Source organism: Pseudomonas sp. SMN5, assembly GCF_052041925.1.
In the GTDB taxonomy this organism is placed as follows: domain Bacteria; phylum Pseudomonadota; class Gammaproteobacteria; order Pseudomonadales; family Pseudomonadaceae; genus Aquipseudomonas.
In genome coordinates this window covers 211,352-230,473 of record NZ_JBKGGX010000002.1, presented here as the reverse complement: position 1 = coordinate 230,473, position 19,122 = coordinate 211,352, and the positions used below count along the sequence as shown (strand labels likewise).

Annotated in this window: 16 protein-coding genes; all 16 read left to right on the top strand. The window is 51.8% G+C overall.

Annotated elements, in window-relative coordinates:
- Window positions 1-466: 466 nt before the first annotated feature.
- Complete coding sequence (ihfB, locus tag ACLEJR_RS02740) at window positions 467-763, top strand: integration host factor subunit beta (protein WP_440795612.1); 297 nt, start codon at window positions 467-469, stop codon at window positions 761-763.
- 27 nt (window positions 764-790) lie between these two features.
- A complete protein-coding gene (locus ACLEJR_RS02735; protein WP_440812004.1) occupies window positions 791-1,030 on the top strand; it encodes a lipopolysaccharide assembly protein LapA domain-containing protein in 240 nt (79 codons plus the stop codon).
- Window positions 1,031-1,258: 228 nt separating this feature from the next.
- Window positions 1,259-2,335 (top strand): dTDP-glucose 4,6-dehydratase, encoded by a 1,077-nt coding sequence (gene rfbB, locus ACLEJR_RS02730; protein ID WP_440795609.1) that lies wholly within the window; start codon window positions 1,259-1,261, stop codon window positions 2,333-2,335.
- Window positions 2,332-3,225: a dTDP-4-dehydrorhamnose reductase gene (rfbD, locus tag ACLEJR_RS02725; RefSeq protein ID WP_440795608.1), complete on the top strand. Its 894-nt coding sequence runs from the start codon at window positions 2,332-2,334 to the stop codon at window positions 3,223-3,225. Before rfbB ends, rfbD begins: the two co-directional genes overlap by 4 nt.
- On the top strand, window positions 3,222-4,109 hold the full coding sequence (gene rfbA / locus ACLEJR_RS02720) for a glucose-1-phosphate thymidylyltransferase RfbA (RefSeq protein ID WP_440795606.1): 888 nt from the start codon (window positions 3,222-3,224) through the stop codon (window positions 4,107-4,109). The genes rfbD and rfbA overlap by 4 nt, the downstream gene beginning before the upstream one ends.
- Window positions 4,110-4,161: 52 nt before the next feature.
- A complete protein-coding gene (locus ACLEJR_RS02715) occupies window positions 4,162-5,085 on the top strand; it encodes a glycosyltransferase (RefSeq protein WP_440812118.1) in 924 nt (307 codons plus the stop codon).
- Entirely contained in the window at window positions 5,082-6,041 is a 960-nt protein-coding gene (locus ACLEJR_RS02710; protein ID WP_440795604.1) for a UDP-glucose 4-epimerase family protein, read from the top strand. Before ACLEJR_RS02715 ends, ACLEJR_RS02710 begins: the two co-directional genes overlap by 4 nt.
- Window positions 6,041-7,084 carry a glycosyltransferase family 2 protein gene (locus ACLEJR_RS02705; protein ID WP_440812001.1) on the top strand — a complete coding sequence of 348 codons (1,044 nt, stop codon included), beginning with the start codon at window positions 6,041-6,043 and terminating at the stop codon, window positions 7,082-7,084. Before ACLEJR_RS02710 ends, ACLEJR_RS02705 begins: the two co-directional genes overlap by 1 nt.
- A gap of 111 nt (window positions 7,085-7,195) precedes the next feature.
- Window positions 7,196-8,221, top strand: a complete 1,026-nt coding sequence (locus ACLEJR_RS02700) for an MraY family glycosyltransferase (RefSeq protein WP_440811998.1) — start codon at window positions 7,196-7,198, stop codon at window positions 8,219-8,221.
- Between the two features lie 187 nt (window positions 8,222-8,408).
- The gene (locus ACLEJR_RS02695; RefSeq protein WP_440811995.1) at window positions 8,409-9,506 is read left to right on the top strand and encodes an acyltransferase family protein; all 1,098 of its coding nucleotides are present in this window, start codon (window positions 8,409-8,411) and stop codon (window positions 9,504-9,506) included.
- Window positions 9,507-9,567: 61 nt separating this feature from the next.
- Entirely contained in the window at window positions 9,568-10,356 is a 789-nt protein-coding gene (locus tag ACLEJR_RS02690) for an ABC transporter permease (RefSeq protein WP_440811993.1), read from the top strand.
- Complete coding sequence (locus ACLEJR_RS02685) at window positions 10,356-11,615, top strand: ABC transporter ATP-binding protein (RefSeq protein ID WP_440811991.1); 1,260 nt, start codon at window positions 10,356-10,358, stop codon at window positions 11,613-11,615. The genes ACLEJR_RS02690 and ACLEJR_RS02685 overlap by 1 nt, the downstream gene beginning before the upstream one ends.
- A gap of 2 nt (window positions 11,616-11,617) precedes the next feature.
- Window positions 11,618-15,352, top strand: a complete 3,735-nt coding sequence (locus tag ACLEJR_RS02680; RefSeq protein WP_440811989.1) for a glycosyltransferase — start codon at window positions 11,618-11,620, stop codon at window positions 15,350-15,352.
- Window positions 15,353-15,608: 256 nt separating this feature from the next.
- Entirely contained in the window at window positions 15,609-17,603 is a 1,995-nt protein-coding gene (locus ACLEJR_RS02675) for a polysaccharide biosynthesis protein (protein WP_440811987.1), read from the top strand.
- A gap of 114 nt (window positions 17,604-17,717) precedes the next feature.
- Window positions 17,718-18,053 carry a ComEA family DNA-binding protein gene (locus ACLEJR_RS02670; protein ID WP_440795589.1) on the top strand — a complete coding sequence of 112 codons (336 nt, stop codon included), beginning with the start codon at window positions 17,718-17,720 and terminating at the stop codon, window positions 18,051-18,053.
- Window positions 18,054-18,205: 152 nt separating this feature from the next.
- Window positions 18,206-19,057 carry an urea carboxylase-associated family protein gene (locus tag ACLEJR_RS02665; protein ID WP_440811985.1) on the top strand — a complete coding sequence of 284 codons (852 nt, stop codon included), beginning with the start codon at window positions 18,206-18,208 and terminating at the stop codon, window positions 19,055-19,057.
- Window positions 19,058-19,122 lie beyond the last annotated feature (65 nt).

The following is a 19,122-nucleotide window of genomic DNA, read 5'->3' as shown; positions in this document are numbered from 1 at the left end:
CTTCCTACACGGGAGGAATCATAGTCATATCTGACCCGTGAAGCCATAACTTTGGATTGTTTAGCTAAAACTGGCCCGGAGGGCTGCGGTGGTCTGGCCCCCGTGCCCCGTTCATCACTCGCGAGGATTCTGGCGGGCAACGCGACGTGGCTCTTAGGATTGCGGTGGGGCTGGCCATTCGGGCATCTCCTTTGATGCAGGAGTTGGGGAGGTTGGATCGTGGCGAAAGGAGCATCGAGATGCTGTAAAAAGCAGTCATGGCAAAAAAGGGCATTTCCATGCAGTGGGACCCCATCCTTGAGCTTTTTGTGGTTCGGCTCGTGAGGGAATGTCCTCTAGGACGCGCATGCCCAGTATCACAAAATATACACCGGCAGATTAGTCAAGACTTGAGCTGTTCAAAATCATCCTGGCGTGCTAAAACCTCTGAAGCGCTACCTAGCTGCTTGAAAAAGAAGGGGAAAATATGACGAAGTCGGAGTTGATCGAACGAATTGTCACCCATCAAGGGCTGCTCTCTTCCAAGGATGTCGAGTTGGCCATCAAGACTATGCTTGAACAGATGTCGCAAAGTCTGGCGACTGGCGATCGGATCGAGATCCGTGGCTTTGGCAGCTTCTCCCTGCACTATCGTGCACCTCGTGTAGGTCGCAACCCGAAAACAGGTCAGTCCGTCAGTCTCGATGGCAAATTCGTTCCGCATTTCAAGCCCGGTAAAGAGTTGCGGGATCGCGTGAACGAAGAGGAGGATGAGGGGCTTTGATAGCAATCGCAGATCAGGGAGGTGCTCGTGCGTAGCCTGAAACGAATTTTTCTCGCCGTGTCCGGCCTCTTGTTGATTTTGATGGTTTTGGCGTTTGTGCTGGAAAATCAACAATCAGTAGCGGTTTTGTTCCTGGGATGGACGGGCCCGCAGCTGCCCGTCTCGGTACTTATGCTCGTAGCGCTGTTGGTAGGTATGGTCATCGGGCCGATTCTGGGATGGCTATTCATGCGCAGGCCCAGAGCGTCGGCTAAGCGATTGGTCTGAGGCAGCTTTATTGACAGCCTACGTCAATTTTCCGTTACGAATTGTCTAATCCATTAGTAAATCCTTCACTAAGCTGTAAAATGCGTCGCCTTCCCCGATCAGGCGTAGCTCTGCGTCGGCTTGGGTGGTTTCCGTCGAAAGTCCGTGCCTATTAAGGTGGCTTCGGCGTTCATGGATCAGACAGTGCTCTGTTGGTGGCCTGTCAGTAACTCTAGGGTATGGTTTCGAGTGAAAATTCTAGTCACCGGCGGTGCCGGGTTTATCGGTTCGGCAGTCATCCGTCACATTATTTCCAACACCACCGACTCTGTCATTAATGTCGATAAGCTTACGTACGCTGGCAATCTGGAGTCCTTGGCCAAAGCCAGCCTGAGCTCTCGTTATACGTTCGAGCGCGTCGATATCTGTGATCGTACCCAGATCGATCGCGTGTTTGCTGAGCATCAGCCCGATGCCGTCATGCACCTGGCCGCAGAATCCCATGTGGACCGTTCGATTTCCGGTCCGTCTGAATTCATCCAGACCAACATCATTGGCACCTACACCTTGCTGGAAGCTGCTCGTCATTATTGGGCCGCTCTGGAGGAAGAGCGTAAAAGTCGATTCCGCTTCCACCATATCTCCACTGACGAGGTCTACGGAGATCTCGAGGGGCCGGAAGACCTGTTCACCGAAACCACTCCATATCAACCAAGCTCGCCATATTCAGCCAGCAAGGCCAGTTCCGATCACTTGGTTCGCGCATGGGCTCGTACCTATGGCTTGCCGACTTTGGTCACCAATTGCTCCAACAACTATGGGCCGTGCCATTTCCCCGAGAAACTGATACCGCTGATGATCCTCAACGCGCTGGAAGGCAAGCCTCTGCCCGTTTATGGCAAAGGTGATCAGGTACGTGATTGGCTCTATGTCGAGGACCATGCGCGCGCGCTATATAAGGTGGTGACGGAAGGCGTGGTCGGTGAGACCTATAACATCGGTGGTCATAATGAAAAGCAGAACATCGAAGTTGTGTATACCCTCTGTGAACTGTTGGATGAATTGCGTCCGGATTCCGCTCACAGACCTCATGCGAGTCTGATTACCTACGTTCAGGATCGTCCAGGCCACGACCAGCGCTATGCTATCGATGCAAGCAAGATCCAGCGCGAGCTGGGCTGGATGCCGGAGGAAACCTTTGAAAGCGGTATTCGAAAAACAGTCGAGTGGTACCTGAGCAATGCTGAGTGGGTGGCCCACGTGAAAAGTGGTAGCTATCAGCAGTGGATCGACCAAAATTACGCAGGCCGCTCCAACAAAACATGAAAGTTCTTTTGCTTGGTAAGAATGGGCAGATCGGGTGGGAGCTCCAACGTTCACTCGTTCCGCTTGGTGAGCTAGTCGCGCTGGCTCGTCACTCAGTCGATGGTCCGTATCTGGACGTTTCCGACCTTGAAGCGCTGCGCGCAACGATCCGCAAAATCCAACCTGACCTTATCGTCAACGCTGCGGCGTATACTGGTGTCGATAAAGCCGAGTCCGAAAGAGAGCTGGCTAGTCGTGTCAACACTCAAGCCAGCGAGGTTATGGCTGAGGAAGCGGTACGCTTGGGAGCCTGGCTGGTTCATTACTCGACCGACTATGTCTTTAGTGGCGAGGGACGGGAACCCTGGAAGGAAACAGATGCGGTCGCTCCAGTGAATTTTTACGGCGAGAGCAAGCTCGCCGGAGAGCGTGCGATTATCGCCACGGGCTGCAAACATCTGATTTTCCGTACAAGCTGGGTTTATAGCGCTCGGGGCAACAATTTTGCCAAGACGATGTTGCGCCTGGCGAGAGAGCGTGAGGTCTTAAATGTTATTGATGACCAGATTGGCGCTCCTACTGGCGCTGAATTAATTGCAGACGTCACCGCTCTTGCTATCCAGCAGGTCTTGAGACGGCCGGAATTGGGCGGCCTTTATCACTTGGCAGCGGCTGGTGAGGTCTCATGGCATGGTTATGCCAATCATGTGATTGAATTTGCCAGGGCCAACGATGAGTCCCTCGCTGTCGAGACGATCAATCCAATTGGGGCCACGATGTATCCTGCCCCCGCTGTTCGTCCTCTGAATTCCCGATTAGATACACAAAAGCTGCGCGACAATTTTTCTCTACACTTGCCGGAGTGGCAAAGTGGTGTAACCAGAATGCTAAGGGAAGTGCTAAGCAAATGACCACGACAAATCGTAAAGGCATCATCCTTGCCGGTGGTTCAGGTACTCGCCTGCACCCATTGACCCTCGGCGTGTCCAAACAGATGTTACCGATCTACGACAAGCCGATGATCTTTTACCCGCTGTCGGTATTGATGCTGGCCGGTATGCGTGAAATCCTGATTATCTCTACACCTGAAGACCTGCCATGTTTCCAGAAGCTGCTGGGTGACGGTAGCTTGTACGGGATCAAGCTGACCTATGCGGAGCAGCCCAGCCCCGATGGACTGGCACAGGCTTTCATTATTGGTGAAGAGTTTATTGGCAAGGATCCTTGCTGCCTAATTCTGGGCGACAACATTTTCTACGGTCAGCACTTTTCAGACAATCTGCATTCAGCGTGTAGTCAGGAGCAAGGTGCTACAGTGTTCGGCTACCATGTCTCCGACCCTGAGCGTTTTGGCGTGGTGGAGTTCGATAAGTCTGGTCGTGCGCTAAGCATCGAAGAGAAGCCGCATAAGCCGAAGTCAAACTATGCTGTAACCGGTCTGTACTTTTACGATAATCAAGTGGTAGAGATCGCCAAGAGCATCAAACCGTCCGAAAGGGGAGAGCTGGAGATCACTGATGTCAACCGGGCATATCTTGATCAAAAAGCACTGAACGTTGAAATGCTCGGTCGCGGGTTCGCATGGTTGGATACTGGTACTCATGATTCTCTTCTGGAGGCCAGCCACTTTGTGCATACCATCGAGCAGCGCCAAGGCCTGAAAGTGGCGTGTCTGGAAGAGATTGCATATCACAACGGTTGGATTACTGCAGAGCAGCTGCGTGCCCAAGCCGCAGCGCTCAAAAAGACAGGCTATGGTCAGTATCTGCAAAAGCTACTCGACTCACCAAGTTGAATGGCGTGTGTTGCCTCTTTTGCATTCGCGTTCCGTCGGTGTTTGGACTGATATGCCAATAGCGCAGCCTCAAGTCGCAGTTTTATTGGCAGCCTACAATGGAATGCGCTGGATCGGGGAGCAATTGGATTCAATCCTCCGTCAGTCTACAGTTCATGTAACCGTTTATATCAGTGTTGACCCGTCCTGCGATGGGACGGAGCAATGGTGCGCGGAGGCCACACAACGCTATGACAATGTAGTCTTGTTGCCCCCTGCGGGCCGTTTCGGTGGGGCTTCGCGCAATTTTTTTCGCCTGCTTCGTGATGTTGATTTTAGCGGCTTTGACTATATTGCTTTTTCGGATCAAGACGACATTTGGCATCTTGACAAGCTTGAGAGAGCGGTCCAGGCGATAAAGTCGCGGCAGGCTCACGCTTATTCCAGCAACGTGACCGCTTTATGGCCCAATGGCGACAGGCATCTTCTGAACAAGGCTCAACCACAGGCGCAATGGGATTTCATATTTGAGGCAGCTGGCCCTGGCTGCACTTATGTGCTGTGTCAGGAGCTGGCGGAATCAATGAAAAGCTCGATGCTTGCCAATTGGAATTTGCTTCAACAAGTAAGTTTGCACGATTGGTATTGCTATGCCTTCGCCCGGAGCCATGGTTATAGCTGGTACATCGATCCGAAACCCGCGATGGAGTATCGGCAACATTCGAATAACCAAGTGGGAGCGAACAAAGGCGTACGACCTTTGATCGCTCGCTACAGGCGTATTTACCAAGGTTGGTGGTTCAGTCAAGTTAAATTAATTGTTGCGCTCGTTGGGCTGGAAAAAGATCCGTTCGTTTCCAGTTGGTATTCTCTGGGTCGCATGCAGTTGATATATCTTTCGTTTAAAGCGGCACATTGCAGACGACGGTTAAGAGATAAGCTTCTGTTTTTTGCTGTGTGTTGGGTGGCTGTTTTACTGGGAAGAAATTACCCATGACGTCGCCACGTGTGCTTGTAACCGGGGCGGGTGGCTTTGTCGGAGAGTCGCTGATTCTGAAGCTTTTGGCCAGCGAGAGATTCATCCCTGTTGGAACGTCTCGCCGCACGATCAAATTGAATGCTCTGTGCCAAGTCTTGATGTTAGATTTGAATCGCCCCGAGGCATGGCCTTCGCTATTGGATATCCAAGTACTGGTGCATTGTGCTGCGCGTGTGCATGTGATGAACGAAGGGACAGAGGATCCGCTTACTTCTTTTCGACAGATTAACGTTCAAGCGACGGCCAATCTGGCAAGGCATGCGGCAAGCTGTGGGGTAAAACGGTTCATTTTTATCAGCTCGATTAAGGTGAACGGCGAGCAGACGTTCCCTGGAGCTCCGTTCACTGCGGATGACAAGCCGGCGCCTGAGGATCCTTACGGGATATCGAAGCTCGAGGCCGAACTTGTTTTGATGGAAATCGGGCGGGAAACGGGGATGGAAATCGTAGTCATTCGGCCGCCACTGATCTACGGAGACGGCGTCAGGGCAAATTTCCTTACGATGTTGAAGTGGTTGAATAAAGGGATTCCGCTGCCGTTTGGCGCGGTCAACAATCTGCGCAGCCTGGTCTCGATGGAGAATCTGGTCGATCTTATATTTGTGTGTATCGATCACCCCGGCGCTGCGGGACAAGTCTTTCTGGTCAGTGACAACGAAGACATATCGACCGCTCGTCTTTTAAGGGAATTAAGTATCGGGTTGGGCAAGAAGGTTCGCCTGCTACCTATCCCTCGGTGGCTGTTGCTGGGAATAGGTCGTGTGCTGAGAAAGGAGGCGTGGATAGGACGGTTGTGTAATTCACTTCAGGTGGATATTTCAAAAACCTGTGAGCGTTTGAACTGGAAGCCAAGAATAGATGCGGTTTCTGCTTTGCGAAGAACTGCTATCGGCTTCAAACAACGTGAGCGTTGATGCGGCTGGATGGATTTGGGATTTTCAACGCGATGGGAGGTACAGTGGTAGCTTCGTTTAAATCTGCACACATGGACAGTGATTCCGACGAGTCTCATTGCGAAGAGGAGCTTATACCTTTTTCACCCGCCAGGCTTTCGGTGTTACTTTGTACCTTTAATGGCGGGCGATTCCTGAAGCAACAACTGGACTCCATTGAAAAACAAACGTTTGGGGATTGGCGATTGATCGTCTCCGATGACGGCTCGGTCGACGATACTCTGCATATTCTGGAGCAATACAGGACTCGCTGGGGAGAGGGCCGCCTGGTGCTACTGCGAGGCCCTAAGAAGGGTTTTGCCGCAAACTTCATGACGCTCACGGCCAAGTGTGAGGGGCAATCAGAGTTCTATGCCTGGGCTGATCAGGATGACGTGTGGCTTGAAGATAAGTTAGAACGGGCTATTACATGGCTCGACTTGCAGCCGCCAGATCATGCGGCTTTGTACTGCACCCGCACCGAGTTGATTGATGAACAAGGCGTATCCATAGGTTTTTCTCCGCTGTTCAGGCATCCGACCGCCTTCGCCAACGCGCTGGTCCAGAACATCGCCGGCGGAAATACGATGGTGTTCAATCAAGTAGGTTGCCAGACGATCAATGCTGCCGGGCAAAATGCAGTCGTTGCTCACGATTGGTGGGCGTATCTGGCGATTTCCGGGGTAGGTGGGCAAGTGTGTTATGACGCTCGACCGTCGATGCTTTACCGTCAGCATGGAGGAAACATCATCGGCTCTAACTCAAGCTTGGCCAGTCGGATCACGCGGATCCGGATGGTGTTTCGCGGGCGGTTCCGTCGCTGGAACGAGACAAATATCGCGGCACTTGCATTGATCGGAGAGAAGCTTACGCCTGCAAACCACCGCATTTTTGACTGTTTTAAGAAGGCACGTCAGCAGAGGGGGGTGAAGCGGCTTTATTGGTTAAAATGTTCAAGTGTCTATAGGCAGACTGTCGCGGGCAATCTTGGCCTCTTGCTGGCGGCTTTTGTCGATGGAATCTGAGATGGCAAACTCGCGTTGCAGGTGTCGGACAACGGTCCTGAGGTTCTGTCCCTTTTCTGGGTTCCGATGCTTAGTCAGCGACCTACCTCTTATCCAACGGGTGCAAGCAACATGACGTTTGGCGCAGTGTTCCTAAGCGTTCTCGTCGCTTCCTGGGGGTTTACCTGGTTATTGCGACGTTATGCTTTGTCAAAGAGCTTGATGGACATCCCTAACGAGCGCAGCTCTCATTCGGTGCCAACGCCTCGCGGGGGGGGGATGGCCATAGTCTTCAGTTTCCTTGCCACCCTACCTGTCCTCGGTGTTTCAGGGTGGATGGACGATGGGGCCATATATGCCTTACTGGGAAGCGGCCTGTTGGTTGCTCTAGTTGGGTTTGCCGATGACCATGGGCACATCGCCGCAAGATGGCGCTTGATAGGACATTTTACGGCCGCTATCTGGGCCATATACTGGCTAGGCGGGCTGCCGCCATTGAAATTCATCAGTGCGTCAATTGATCTGGGCTGGCTCGGCCACGCACTGGCCGTCATCTACTTGGTATGGATGCTCAATCTCTACAATTTCATGGACGGTATTGATGGCCTGGCTGGTGCAGAGGCATTGATCGTCTGTTTCGGTGGCGCAGTTATTTGCCTGATCACCGGACAAGTCCAGCCGCTTTGGGGGGCGGTGCTTCTGGGCGCGGCAGTAGCGGGGTTCCTGTGCTGGAATTTTCCACCAGCACGCATCTTTATGGGCGATGCTGGAAGCGGCTTTCTAGGTATATCCCTCGGGATTCTGTCGCTGCATGCAGGCGCCGTGGAATCCGAATTCCTTTGGAGCTGGGTTATTTTGCTCGGAGTCTTCATTGTCGACTCGACGTGGACGCTCGGCCGGAGACTTATCAATGGAGACAAGATTTATCAGGCTCATCGAAGCCACGCTTATCAGTACGCGTCCCGTCGATATGGTAGCCACAAAACGGTGACGCTGGGAGTTGCCGGGCTCAACGTGTTCTGGTTGCTACCTTGGGCTGTGGCAGTGGCGTCGGGGTATGTATCCGGTTTTATCGGATTGGTTGTCGCCTATGCTCCTTTGCTCTGCTTGGCTGTGTTGTTTAAAGCGGGCACCCGGGAGGCCCTTTCATCTGTTTGAGTCGCCTGTCAAATATTCAAGGGACGTTGAAAGATGGAAGTCGCGGAATAATGGTATGATTCACGGCCATTGTGCGAGCCGAATTTCCGAGCGTGGCGTTAGAGTGGACTAAGTAATATTTAGCTACGTATTGCTATATAGGAAAAGCGGTCAATTTCGGTGCGCTAGATAAGTTGGAGTGTTATGCATGTTGCATAAAGATAATAATTTAAATTTGCTTCGGCTTATTGCTGCACTAATGGTTCTGTATGCGCACTCTTTTGATTTTTATGGAGGCTCGGCACCTGTTTTTCTCGGTCTAACCCCTTATGGTGGTCTGGGTATAGATATATTTTTCATTATTAGTGGTTATCTGATAGTGAAAAGCTGGGATTCGTCGCCTTCAATAATAAATTTCCTAAGCAAGCGTTCATTGCGGATTTTTCCTGCTTTAATTGTGGTCGTGCTGATCAGTATGCTGGTTCTAGGCCCGATTGCTACAACCTTGAGTATTGGCGAGTATTTTGCACATCCACAGTTCATGTCTTATCTAAAGAATATTATTCTGAGTCCGGTTTTTTATTTGCCCGGAGTTCTTGAGCATGCAAGAGTGCCAAATGCAGTCAATGGTTCTTTGTGGAGCCTACCCGTCGAATTTTTTATGTACTTGATCGTTATGGGGTTGGGAATTCTTTTCCGCGGTGGGCGTTGGGTGTACGCTGTAGCCACTGGGTCGTTCATGCTCGTTGTGATTTTCTGGTGCTGGGCGGGCGCCCCTCCGACAGTCATATACGGCACTGATGTCCGGAATATTTTCCTGACCGGTATCTATTTCCTGATCGGCGCATGCTACGCAAAGTGGCGATTGGAACGAGGGTTCAGCTTATCGGGTGTATGTGTCCTGGTCATGGCAACGATATTGTTGGCGCCATATTCTGCGATTTCCAAATTCCTGCTGTGGCTAGCCTTGCCCTACATTGTACTGGCTTACGGCCTGTCCCACAGCCGGCTGGGAAGTTGGATCAATCGACTAGGTGATTGTTCTTATGGCGTGTACATATATGCCTTCCCTGTTCAGCAGTTTGTGCTGCTGAAATTTCCGACTATTTCGTACCCTCTTTATCTAGCCAGCACCGTTGTGATAACGCTGTTGCTAGGATACGTGTCTTGGCATTTTATTGAAAAACATTCATTGAAATTCAAACCTAAAGATAAATCCAGACGCCCTGAGGGCCTTAGCGAATCGAGAACATCATTTTCCCCGGCGATCGGTAGTGGTTTGGAAACGATGAAGTTGGATGGCTAATGATTTTAGATGACGGGTTGCAGGTAGTGATGAATATATTGGTCATTCAAGGCACTTGGCGATGAGCTGGCTCGAAGAAATACTCTCGGATCGCAGGATCCTGGTGAGTTTGATTGCAAATGATCTGCGTGCGCGTTATTTGACTAATTACTTGGGGTTCCTATGGGTGTTTATCCAGCCCTGTGCTACGACAATCATTTTGTGGTTCGTGTTCCAGTTTGGTTTCAAGGCCGCTCCCCACGGTGATTTCCCTTTTGTCCTATGGTTGGTCTGCGGTCTGGTTCCTTGGTTCTTTGTGGTTGAAGCCCTCAACGCTGGCTGTACAGCGGTCAAGGAAAACAGCTTTCTGGTTAAGAAGATACTATTCAAAGTGTCTTTGCTGCCGTTAGTGAAGCTCAGCTCTGCGGTCCTTGTGCATTTTTTTTTCGTACTGCTACTTCTCCTGTTGTTCGTGGTTTATGGATATGCGCCAAGTATCCATTGGTTGCAAATAGGCTATTACATTGCCTGTTTGTTCATGCTGCTGTTGGCGATTGCCTGGATTACCAGTTCGGTGGTTATTTTCTTTCCTGACCTGGGCCAAATTGTGGCAATGGCCACGCAGTTTGGCTTCTGGTTGACTCCAGTTTTTTGGGATATAGATGTAGTTCAGGGACAAGCTGCTGCCTACCTTAGACTGAACCCTTTTGCTTATATCGTTGAAGGATTCAGAGATTCGCTCATCCGGGAGGTATGGTTCTGGGAGCGACCAACCCAGACCTTGGTCTTCTGGGGAATTCTGGTATTCCTGACGCTGGTGGGTTGGCGCACGTTCAAAAAATTAAAACCTCATTTTGCGGATATTTTGTGATGAGCGAATTGAACGAGCTCGCGATCCGCGTTCAGAACGTGAGCAAGGTATATAGGCTTTATAACAAACCCGTCGATAGGTTGATCGAGGCACTGTCGCTTTTCGGCAAACACAGGCACCACGATTTCAATGCATTGACCGATGTCTCCTTTACCGTCAAGAAAGGGCAAACCGTCGGTATTCTCGGTAAGAACGGAGCCGGCAAAAGCACCTTGCTGAAAATCCTCACCGGCGTGCTGACCCCTTCGAGCGGTGAGGTCGAGGTGGTCGGTCGGGTTGCTTCGTTGTTGGAATTGGGGGCCGGTTTCAATCCGGACTACACTGGCGTGGAAAATATTTACTTCCAAGGTGCCCTCATGGGGTATTCCCACTCCGAAATGCAGGTTCGGATTGCTGCTATTCTGGAGTTTGCAGACATCGGTGATTTCGTCAATCAGCCCGTGCGTATGTATAGCAGTGGAATGTTTGCGCGTCTCGCATTCTCGGTGGCGATCAATGTCGAACCTGACGTATTAATCGTCGACGAGGCTTTAAGCGTAGGAGATGCGGGTTTCCAGCTTAAATGCATGCTCAAGATGAAGAGCATGCAGGAGCGCGGCACGACTATTTTGTTTGTGTCCCACGATACACAGTCTGTAATCCGGTTTTGCCAGGCGGTCATTGTCATGCAGGACGGCCAGATCCTTGAGTACAGTTCAGATGTGTTGGCCGCTACCAAGAATTATGAGAAAAAGGTACGTAACAGCAACTCGGTATTAGCCGGAGGAGACGAAACGCATCACGCCGACATTTCCTATGGGGAAGAGTTAGGTGATATTTCAGAAGTGCGGTTTGGTTCTGGTCTGGCAAAAATCAATGCTGTTGACTTTTCTACGGCCGATGGCACGCTAAGTAATCAATTCGAGCCTGCTGACGATATCACTATGAATTGTTATGTACAGTCTAATACCGAGCTGCATAACGTAGTGATTGGCTATTCACTTCGAGATGCTAAAGGTGTCGATGTGGCAGGTGACAATACACTGCTGGCAGGCTGCAAGTTAGCTTTCCAAAAGGGTGCCTATAGAATAAGTTTCAATTTTTCTTTGAATCTGGCACCCGGGGTATATTTCCTGTTTATTGGAATGGCCAGCCTGGACGGAGAGCGGGTTGAACTAGATCAGCGCTGGCCGATGCGGAAGTTGGTAGTTTCTGGTGGGCGTCAAATCGTTGGCGTTGCTTACTGCCCGTCAACAGTAAATGTTGTAAAGAGTGCTTAATCATGCTTGAGATCGGTAAGGCGAAGATTGCGGACACGGTTAAATTTCATGTAGATGAAACGGCTGTTTGCGTCATTGAGGACGGTGTTGAAATCAGAGATAACGTCGTCATAGAGTGTGGCGCTGGCGGTCATTTGCGTGTTTCGTCGGGGACGATCATCAATTATGGTTCTTGGGTGAATGGGAGCGGAAAGGTTACCATCGGTGAAAACGTGATGATCGCGCCGAACGTTTCCATTACTTCGTCTACGCACCGATACAATTTGCAGACTCCGATCAAGGATCAAGGTCTGAGGTTGGCAGAAGTAACGATTGGAGATGATGTCTGGATCGGCACCAATGTATCGGTTCTGGCAGGCGCGGTTGTTGGGAACGGGTCAATCGTCGCTGCGAATGCGGTAGTCAAATTCAACATCGCTCCGAATAGCATCGCAGCAGGTGACCCAGCAATACGCGTGGCATCAAGGAAGTTTAAGCGTGTCGTTTTCTACACGCTTCCGTTGATTTTGAGAGAGCAACCAACGTTATTCAGTAGCATAGTCGACGTATACTTGCCACTGGCGAACAAGTTTGCCAGCGATGGCTGGGAATGCATTTTCGTTGGTTCTGACGCGCTAAGGGACGAATACCCGGAGTTTAGCCATACGTGGATCAGCCCTGCTTCACTGGGCTTTGACTATCCGGGAAAAAATGATCCCGAGTGGATGAGCCATTGGACGTGTCTGCTCAACAACCAACCATTGGCTTTTCATGACCGATTCGTTGAATCGCTGATCGAAACGGTATCACCTGACCTGGTGTTCTGCTGGAATCATGACGGCAGTCTTGAAACCGCCTGCGCAACTAAAGAGATCCCTTTGTTGTTCAACGAACTGGGTATGCTCCGAGCACCAAATCCAATGGCGTATTATTCGGACACTCGCGGTGTCAACGTGCGCAGTGGTTTCAGCATAGAGTTTTCAGATTATCAAGCAAAACAACTCGAACCACCGTCCGACATTGCGTTTGAACATTTACAGGAGATGGAAGACAGGTATCGGTTTCGCGGTGGTGCGCAAGTTCCCACGTTACTGATCCTGCTTCAAGTGCAGGACGATTCCAATATCATTATGGGATCTCCGTTCGCGAGCATGACCGAGTATGTTCACCACGTCTATGATGTGGTGAAGGATTCGGGTTTTCGAGTACTGGTTAAGCCGCACCCGTTAGACGAAGTACCTACCTTACCGGACTACGTTCTGGTTGCTGATAAGGATGACAGTATCGCGGCCCTTATTTCTGCTGCCGACGTGGTGTTTACCATCAATTCGTCGGCGGGCTTCGAAGCGGCGCTGGCGGGTAAGACTGTTTACACGTTAGGGAAGGCTCCTTATTCGCTTACCGGCTTGACTATTGATGTTAGCCATCCAGCGCTTCTCGCGGTATTGTGGCAAAAGCACAAAGCGGTGTGTCCATGCTCCAGATCACTTCGGGCGCAAGTCCTGGATTTTTCCCTGACGCACTATTTTCTTGACGAGGCTCATTTCATTGAGCCGTCATCGCACCTCGGCCGACTTGCCAGAACCGTTCCCTCCGATCTGTCGCGGAGCCCTTTTGATGCTGATCTTGAGAGCTATCGACAGCAATCTTATATCGCTTGGCTTGAAGAAAAAAATCGGGAGCTCGCTGTAGAACTGTCCAGCTTAAGTCAGCATGGTCTTTCAATAAACAGTAATGCTGCCGCAGAGGAAGTTCAGGCGCTCCGCTCTGAAATCGGATCTTTGAAGGAACAGCTATCCAGCATCCTGTCTTCAAATTCATGGCGGTTGACCCGTCCGCTTAGAGGAGGGCGGCGTCTGCTTCCTGTGATTTGGCGAGTCCAGCGCTGGGGCGTGTATTTGCGTTATTTGTTGCGACCGGCCTATCAGCGGCTCCCATTTCTCATTGGCTTGCGTATGAAGGGCAGGAACAGTCTGAAAGGCGTACGGTCCGGCTTCATGCGGGTCTTTAATTCGCAGCAGAATCTCAAGGCTATTCAGGCAATGGCTGGCCGTCGTTTTGAACGAGCTCCGACCAGTCTGAAGGTCGATGCTCATCCAATGATCGATGTGTCGGTGGTGACCTACAACAGTGCAAAATGGATCGATGGATTTTTCGAGTCATTGGAAAAGCAAAATTATCCTCTTAAAAGCGTTGCGCTGTGTTTCGTTGACAATGGTTCCCTCGATACTACCGTGGTGCAATTGCAGCGCTGGAAAACGCTTCTCGGTAAAGAGGTGGCCGACTTCAAGATCATTCAGGGCGAAAACGTCGGTTTTGGTCGGGGGCATGATCGCGCTATAAAAACCGGACAGGCAGATTTCGTTCTGGTCAGTAACATTGATATCGTGTTCGCTCAAGATTCGATAAGTAAGGTAGTGGCTGCGGCAGCTTCAGACACGGTTCGGGCTGTTGCGTCGTGGGAGCTTCGTCAGGCACCTTATGAGCATCCGAAATATTATGATCCAGTCACCCATGAAACCAATTGGTCTTCTCATGCCTGTATTTTAATTCGCCGCTCGGCCTACACGGATGTAGGTGGATATGAGCGCGAGATATTCATGTATGGTGAGGATGTCGAATTATCCTACAGGTTTCGCTCTTATGGGTACCTGCTGAAATACTGCCCGGCGGCTGTTGTACACCATTACACTTACGAGCACGAAAATCATGTGAAGCCGGTTCAGTTCACTGGTAGTACGCTGGCCAACACTTATCTGCGCTTGCGTTATGGTGGTTTCAGCGACCGGCTTGGTGCGTTGGTGCTTCAAGTTTTATTATTGTTCAGGCCGCAGGTCTATTCGGGCGCGCGGTTGGATTTGATTTACAACTTGGGAAAAATTATTCGGAAAGCTCCGCACTTTCTTTTGGGCAAAGGCACCAGCAAGGACGTGTATTTTCCTTTCCGTGGTTTCGATTACGAAATGATTCGTGACGGTGCATTCTGGAAAGTAGGAGAGCCATTGGCGGCGATGCCTTTGGTGACGATTATCACCCGAACCTACCGTAAGCGTAACGAGTTCCTCCGCCAGGCGATCATATCCGTCCTGAATCAGACCTACCCTAACGTGGAACTGATTGTCGTAGAGGACGGCGGAGAGACGATGAAGGAGCTGGTGGCCGAATGTCAACGGCAAGACAGTCCGTCCATTCGTTATTACGGCATGGATAAAGTCGGGCGTTCCGTGACCGGGAATTTTGGCCTTGAGATGGCCAGAGGTACCTACTGTATGTTCCTGGATGATGACGATCTGCTGTTTTCTGATCACGTCGAGGTATTGGTGACTGCGTTGGCGAATAATCCGACAGCGGTCGGGGCATATTCGCTAGCAATGGAAGTAGGAACTGTCACGGCCGCAAACGGTACTTACACGGAGGTCAGCCACGAGACCCCTTCTTATTTCAGGCATGAATACAACTACGATATTTTGCTGGATCACAACTTTATCCCGATCCAATCCTTGCTATTCCGTCGCGATCTTTACCTGCAGCGAGGCGGTTTCGAGACAGATATGAGCAACCTTGAAGACTGGAACCTTTGGTTGCGCTATGGTTTTGGTAATCAATTCACTTATGTGCCGAAAACCACGTCCCTTTTTCGCACGCCTGCTGACCCGAATGTGCGCCTGGAACGTCATAAGCTGCTGCACGAGGCATATTCTCTTGCAAAGGGGCGAGCGGCCAAGTCTTGTGAAGGTTACCTGCTGACCGAAGGTTGAGCCATCTGGGTGCGTTAGCGAATAGGAACGGATCGTTTGATAGTGGCCTTTGTACGCTATTGGGGTCGCCATACACGTGGCAATTTCATATTGGGGGCGTCGATCAAGTGCTAAGGTCTGGTATTTCTGGAGTTGGTTTCCGGTTTCAGGCCATTTCCTGCTTCGACAGCGTTACGTCAAAGGCGTAGTTTATCGAGGTCAACATTGATTCTCTTGCGGGAGGTTCATATGAGAGATTCGGAGGAGTTTGACTAGTATGGAGGGACTGAGAGTGATGCTGCTTCGCCTGCCGAGACGTCAGAAACGTGCGCTTCAGGTGATTGCTGATGTCGTGCTGGTCACGTTTGCACTCTGGATGGCGTTTGTCGTGCGCCTGGGTATCGAAGAGCTTGTCAACCCTTTACGGGTCCATACTTGGCTTTTTATCAGCGCCCCGCTGGTCGCCATACCTTTGTTCATTAGATTTGGCATGTATCGTGCCGTGATGCGTTATTTCGGGAATGATGCGTTGATTGCCATCATCAAGGCTGTCAGCTTGTCCTCCCTGATGCTGGCCTTCATCGTGTATTGGTCCAGCAACCATGAGCAAGTAATTCCGCGCTCCATTATTTTCAACTACTGGTGGTTGAGCCTTGTAATGGTTGGCGGTCTGCGTCTTGCCATGCGCCAGTATTTCATGGGGGACTGGTTCACTGCCGCAAGGCACGTCCCGTTCACCCAGCGCGACGACGCCCTGACAAAGGTGGCGATTTACGGTGCCGGAGTAGCGGGTAATCAACTGGTCGCTGCGTTACGCATGGGGCGGGTGATGAGACCGGTCGCTTTCGTCGATGACGACAGTGACATTGCCGACAGGATCATTTCCGGCTTGCAGGTGTTCAAGCCCAAGCACATCCAGCAGATGATCGAGGCTACCGGTGCCCAGGAAATCTTGCTGGCGCTTCCGTCGTCGACTCGTGCGCGGCGCAGAGAGATCCTGAATCTGCTTGAAGGATTTCCACTTCATGTTCGTAGCGTCCCAAGTTTTACCGACCTGGCGAGCGGCCGGGTCAGGGTCGAGGATATCCAGGAAGTCGATATCGCAGACCTGCTCGGACGCGATCCAGTGCCAGCCCAAGCTGATTTGCTGGAGCGTTGCATCAAGGGCAAGGTCGTTATGGTCACCGGTGCAGGCGGCTCCATCGGATCGGAATTGTGCAGGCAGATTTTCACACTGGGACCGATGACCCTGATTTTGTTCGAACATAGTGAGTACAACCTTTACAGCATTTTGTCGGAGCTGGAACAGCGGGGTACTCGTAAGTCGGTGCCTGTGCGTCTTCTGCCGATCCTTGGCTCGATCCGGCATCCGGAAAAGTTGCTGGATGTAATGAAGACGTGGAAGGTGGACACCGTTTACCACGCGGCAGCGTACAAGCATGTGCCAATGGTCGAGCACAACATTGCCGAGGGTGTGCTGAATAATGTCATCGGGACGCTTAATACGGCGCAGGCTGCGTTGCAATCGGGTGTTTCGAATTTCGTGCTTATCTCAACGGACAAGGCGGTCCGACCGACTAATGTCATGGGCAGCACCAAGCGCTTGGCAGAATTAACCCTTCAAGCGCTGAGCCGGGAGGTTGCGCCAGTATTGTTTGGCGACGAGGCCAATATTTCCCGAGTGAACAAGACCCGTTTTACCATGGTGCGATTCGGCAATGTACTGGGATCTTCTGGCTCGGTGATTCCCCTGTTCCATAGCCAGATCAAATCCGGCGGTCCGTTGACCGTTACTCATCCGAAGATAACCCGCTACTTCATGACTATTCCCGAAGCCGCCCAGTTGGTGATACAGGCCGGTTCGATGGGGCAGGGGGGGGATGTCTTCGTGCTGGATATGGGAGAGCCGGTCAGAATTGCCGAACTGGCAGAGAAGATGATTCATTTATCGGGCCTGAGTATTCGGTCGGAGCGTAACCCCCAGGGCGATATCTCCATCGAATTCACCGGGCTGCGTCCCGGCGAGAAACTGTATGAAGAGCTGTTGATCGGAGACAACGTCAGTGCGACGGAACATCCAATGATTATGACAGCCAATGAAGACCACCTGCCCTGGGATCTGTTGAAGCTTAAGTTGAACGACCTGCTTGCTGCCGTGGAGCGTGATGACTATGGGCGAGTGCGCCAGCTCCTGCGCGAGACAGTCAATGGTTACTCACCGGATGGCGAAATCGTCGACTGGATCTACCAGCAGCGTCGTTTGGAGCCCTGATTGTTACATAAACTGTAACGTACACGTTTTTGACAGACGTCTAGTATCGCCTAAGTTTGAGAGGCAGCTTCGGAAAAGCTGCTTCTCTCTTACTGATGTCATGGAGCGTCACTCATGCGTACTGGCTATTTATACTCTTTGGTTTTTGCCCTTCTGACCAGCGCTTCAATCGCTGTCGTTGCTGCACCGGCGGTTAAACTCGATACGGTGGTCGCGCCGCAGGCTACGCAAGTGTCAGCGAAACCACAGAGTGACAAGGTCGATCTCAATGGGGCTGACGCCGCTACGCTGCAGCGCGAGTTGTCGGGGATAGGTGAAGCCAAGGCCAAGGCGATTGTTGCCTATCGTGAAAGTAATGGAGGCTTTTCATCGGTGGATGAATTGCTGGAGGTCAAGGGCATTGGCAAGGCGCTGCTGGACAAGAATCGCGACAAGCTGGAAGTGAACTGAGCCGTGAACCAAGGGAAGTCGTTCGAATGTGACCGGCTTCTTTGCGTGGTGACGGAGAAATCTGAAGGATTTTTTTATAACCAAGCCGACCTCGGGATAAGCTCTTAGTAACGCTTGCCCACCGCCACTCCGGTGAACAAAGGACTTGCGCCATGTACAAAGATTACCCAGCCGCGTACCAAACCAGCAAAGGCTCAGCGCTGCGGGTGGATAAGCCGTTCTACGAACGTATCCGCACGCAGCAGGACAAGCGCACGCTCATCGAGCAGTTCGAGGTCCCAATCCGCACCGGTCGTGCCTGGCACGTTCCGGCCGGTCATGTGTTTCGTGTCACCACCCCGGTGGGTCCGCAGGTGGGGGATTTCAACGTGTGGAACGCCCACGATCCGCGGGAGCGCTTGTGGGCAGCACGTACGCGCCAGCTCCAGGGCGCACACGTCAGCACCCATGATCGGTTGTGGTCGAACCTGCCATTTCTGCGACCCTTGGTCACCATCACCGACGACAGCCTCGCTGGCTACGGCATCGACGAGCATGGTGGGCGGTTGCACGACTTGCTGGGTACACGCTGCGACCCCTACGTGAACAAGATGCTGACCGGCGAAGACTTCCACCATCACTGCCACTCGAACCTGACCCGCGCGGTGTTGCCCCACGGCCTGACGGAGTTCGACGTTCACGATGTGTTGAACATTTTCCAATGCACCGGGCTCAATCACGACGACATGTACTTCATGAAGGCCTGTCCGGCGCAGAAGGGTGACTACCTGGAGTTTTTCGCCGAGATTGATTTGCTCTGTGCCCTGTCCACCTGTCCCGGTGGCGACCTTTCGCTGGCGATGTGGGGGCCGGATGCACAGGATCCGCTCAGCGTCTGTCGTCCGCTCGGGGTAGAGATCTATCGGTTGGAGGATTCATTGCTCAAGGGTTGGAGCCAGCCTGAGCGGGCCGCTTACAAGGGCCTGCATGGTTTACAGATTGCCAAGGCGGATTGGGAGAAGTAGTGAAGCCGCGACCGGCGCGAGTGATTGGGGGCGCTTCGCGCCCCAGCGGGAGCAAGCTCCCTCGC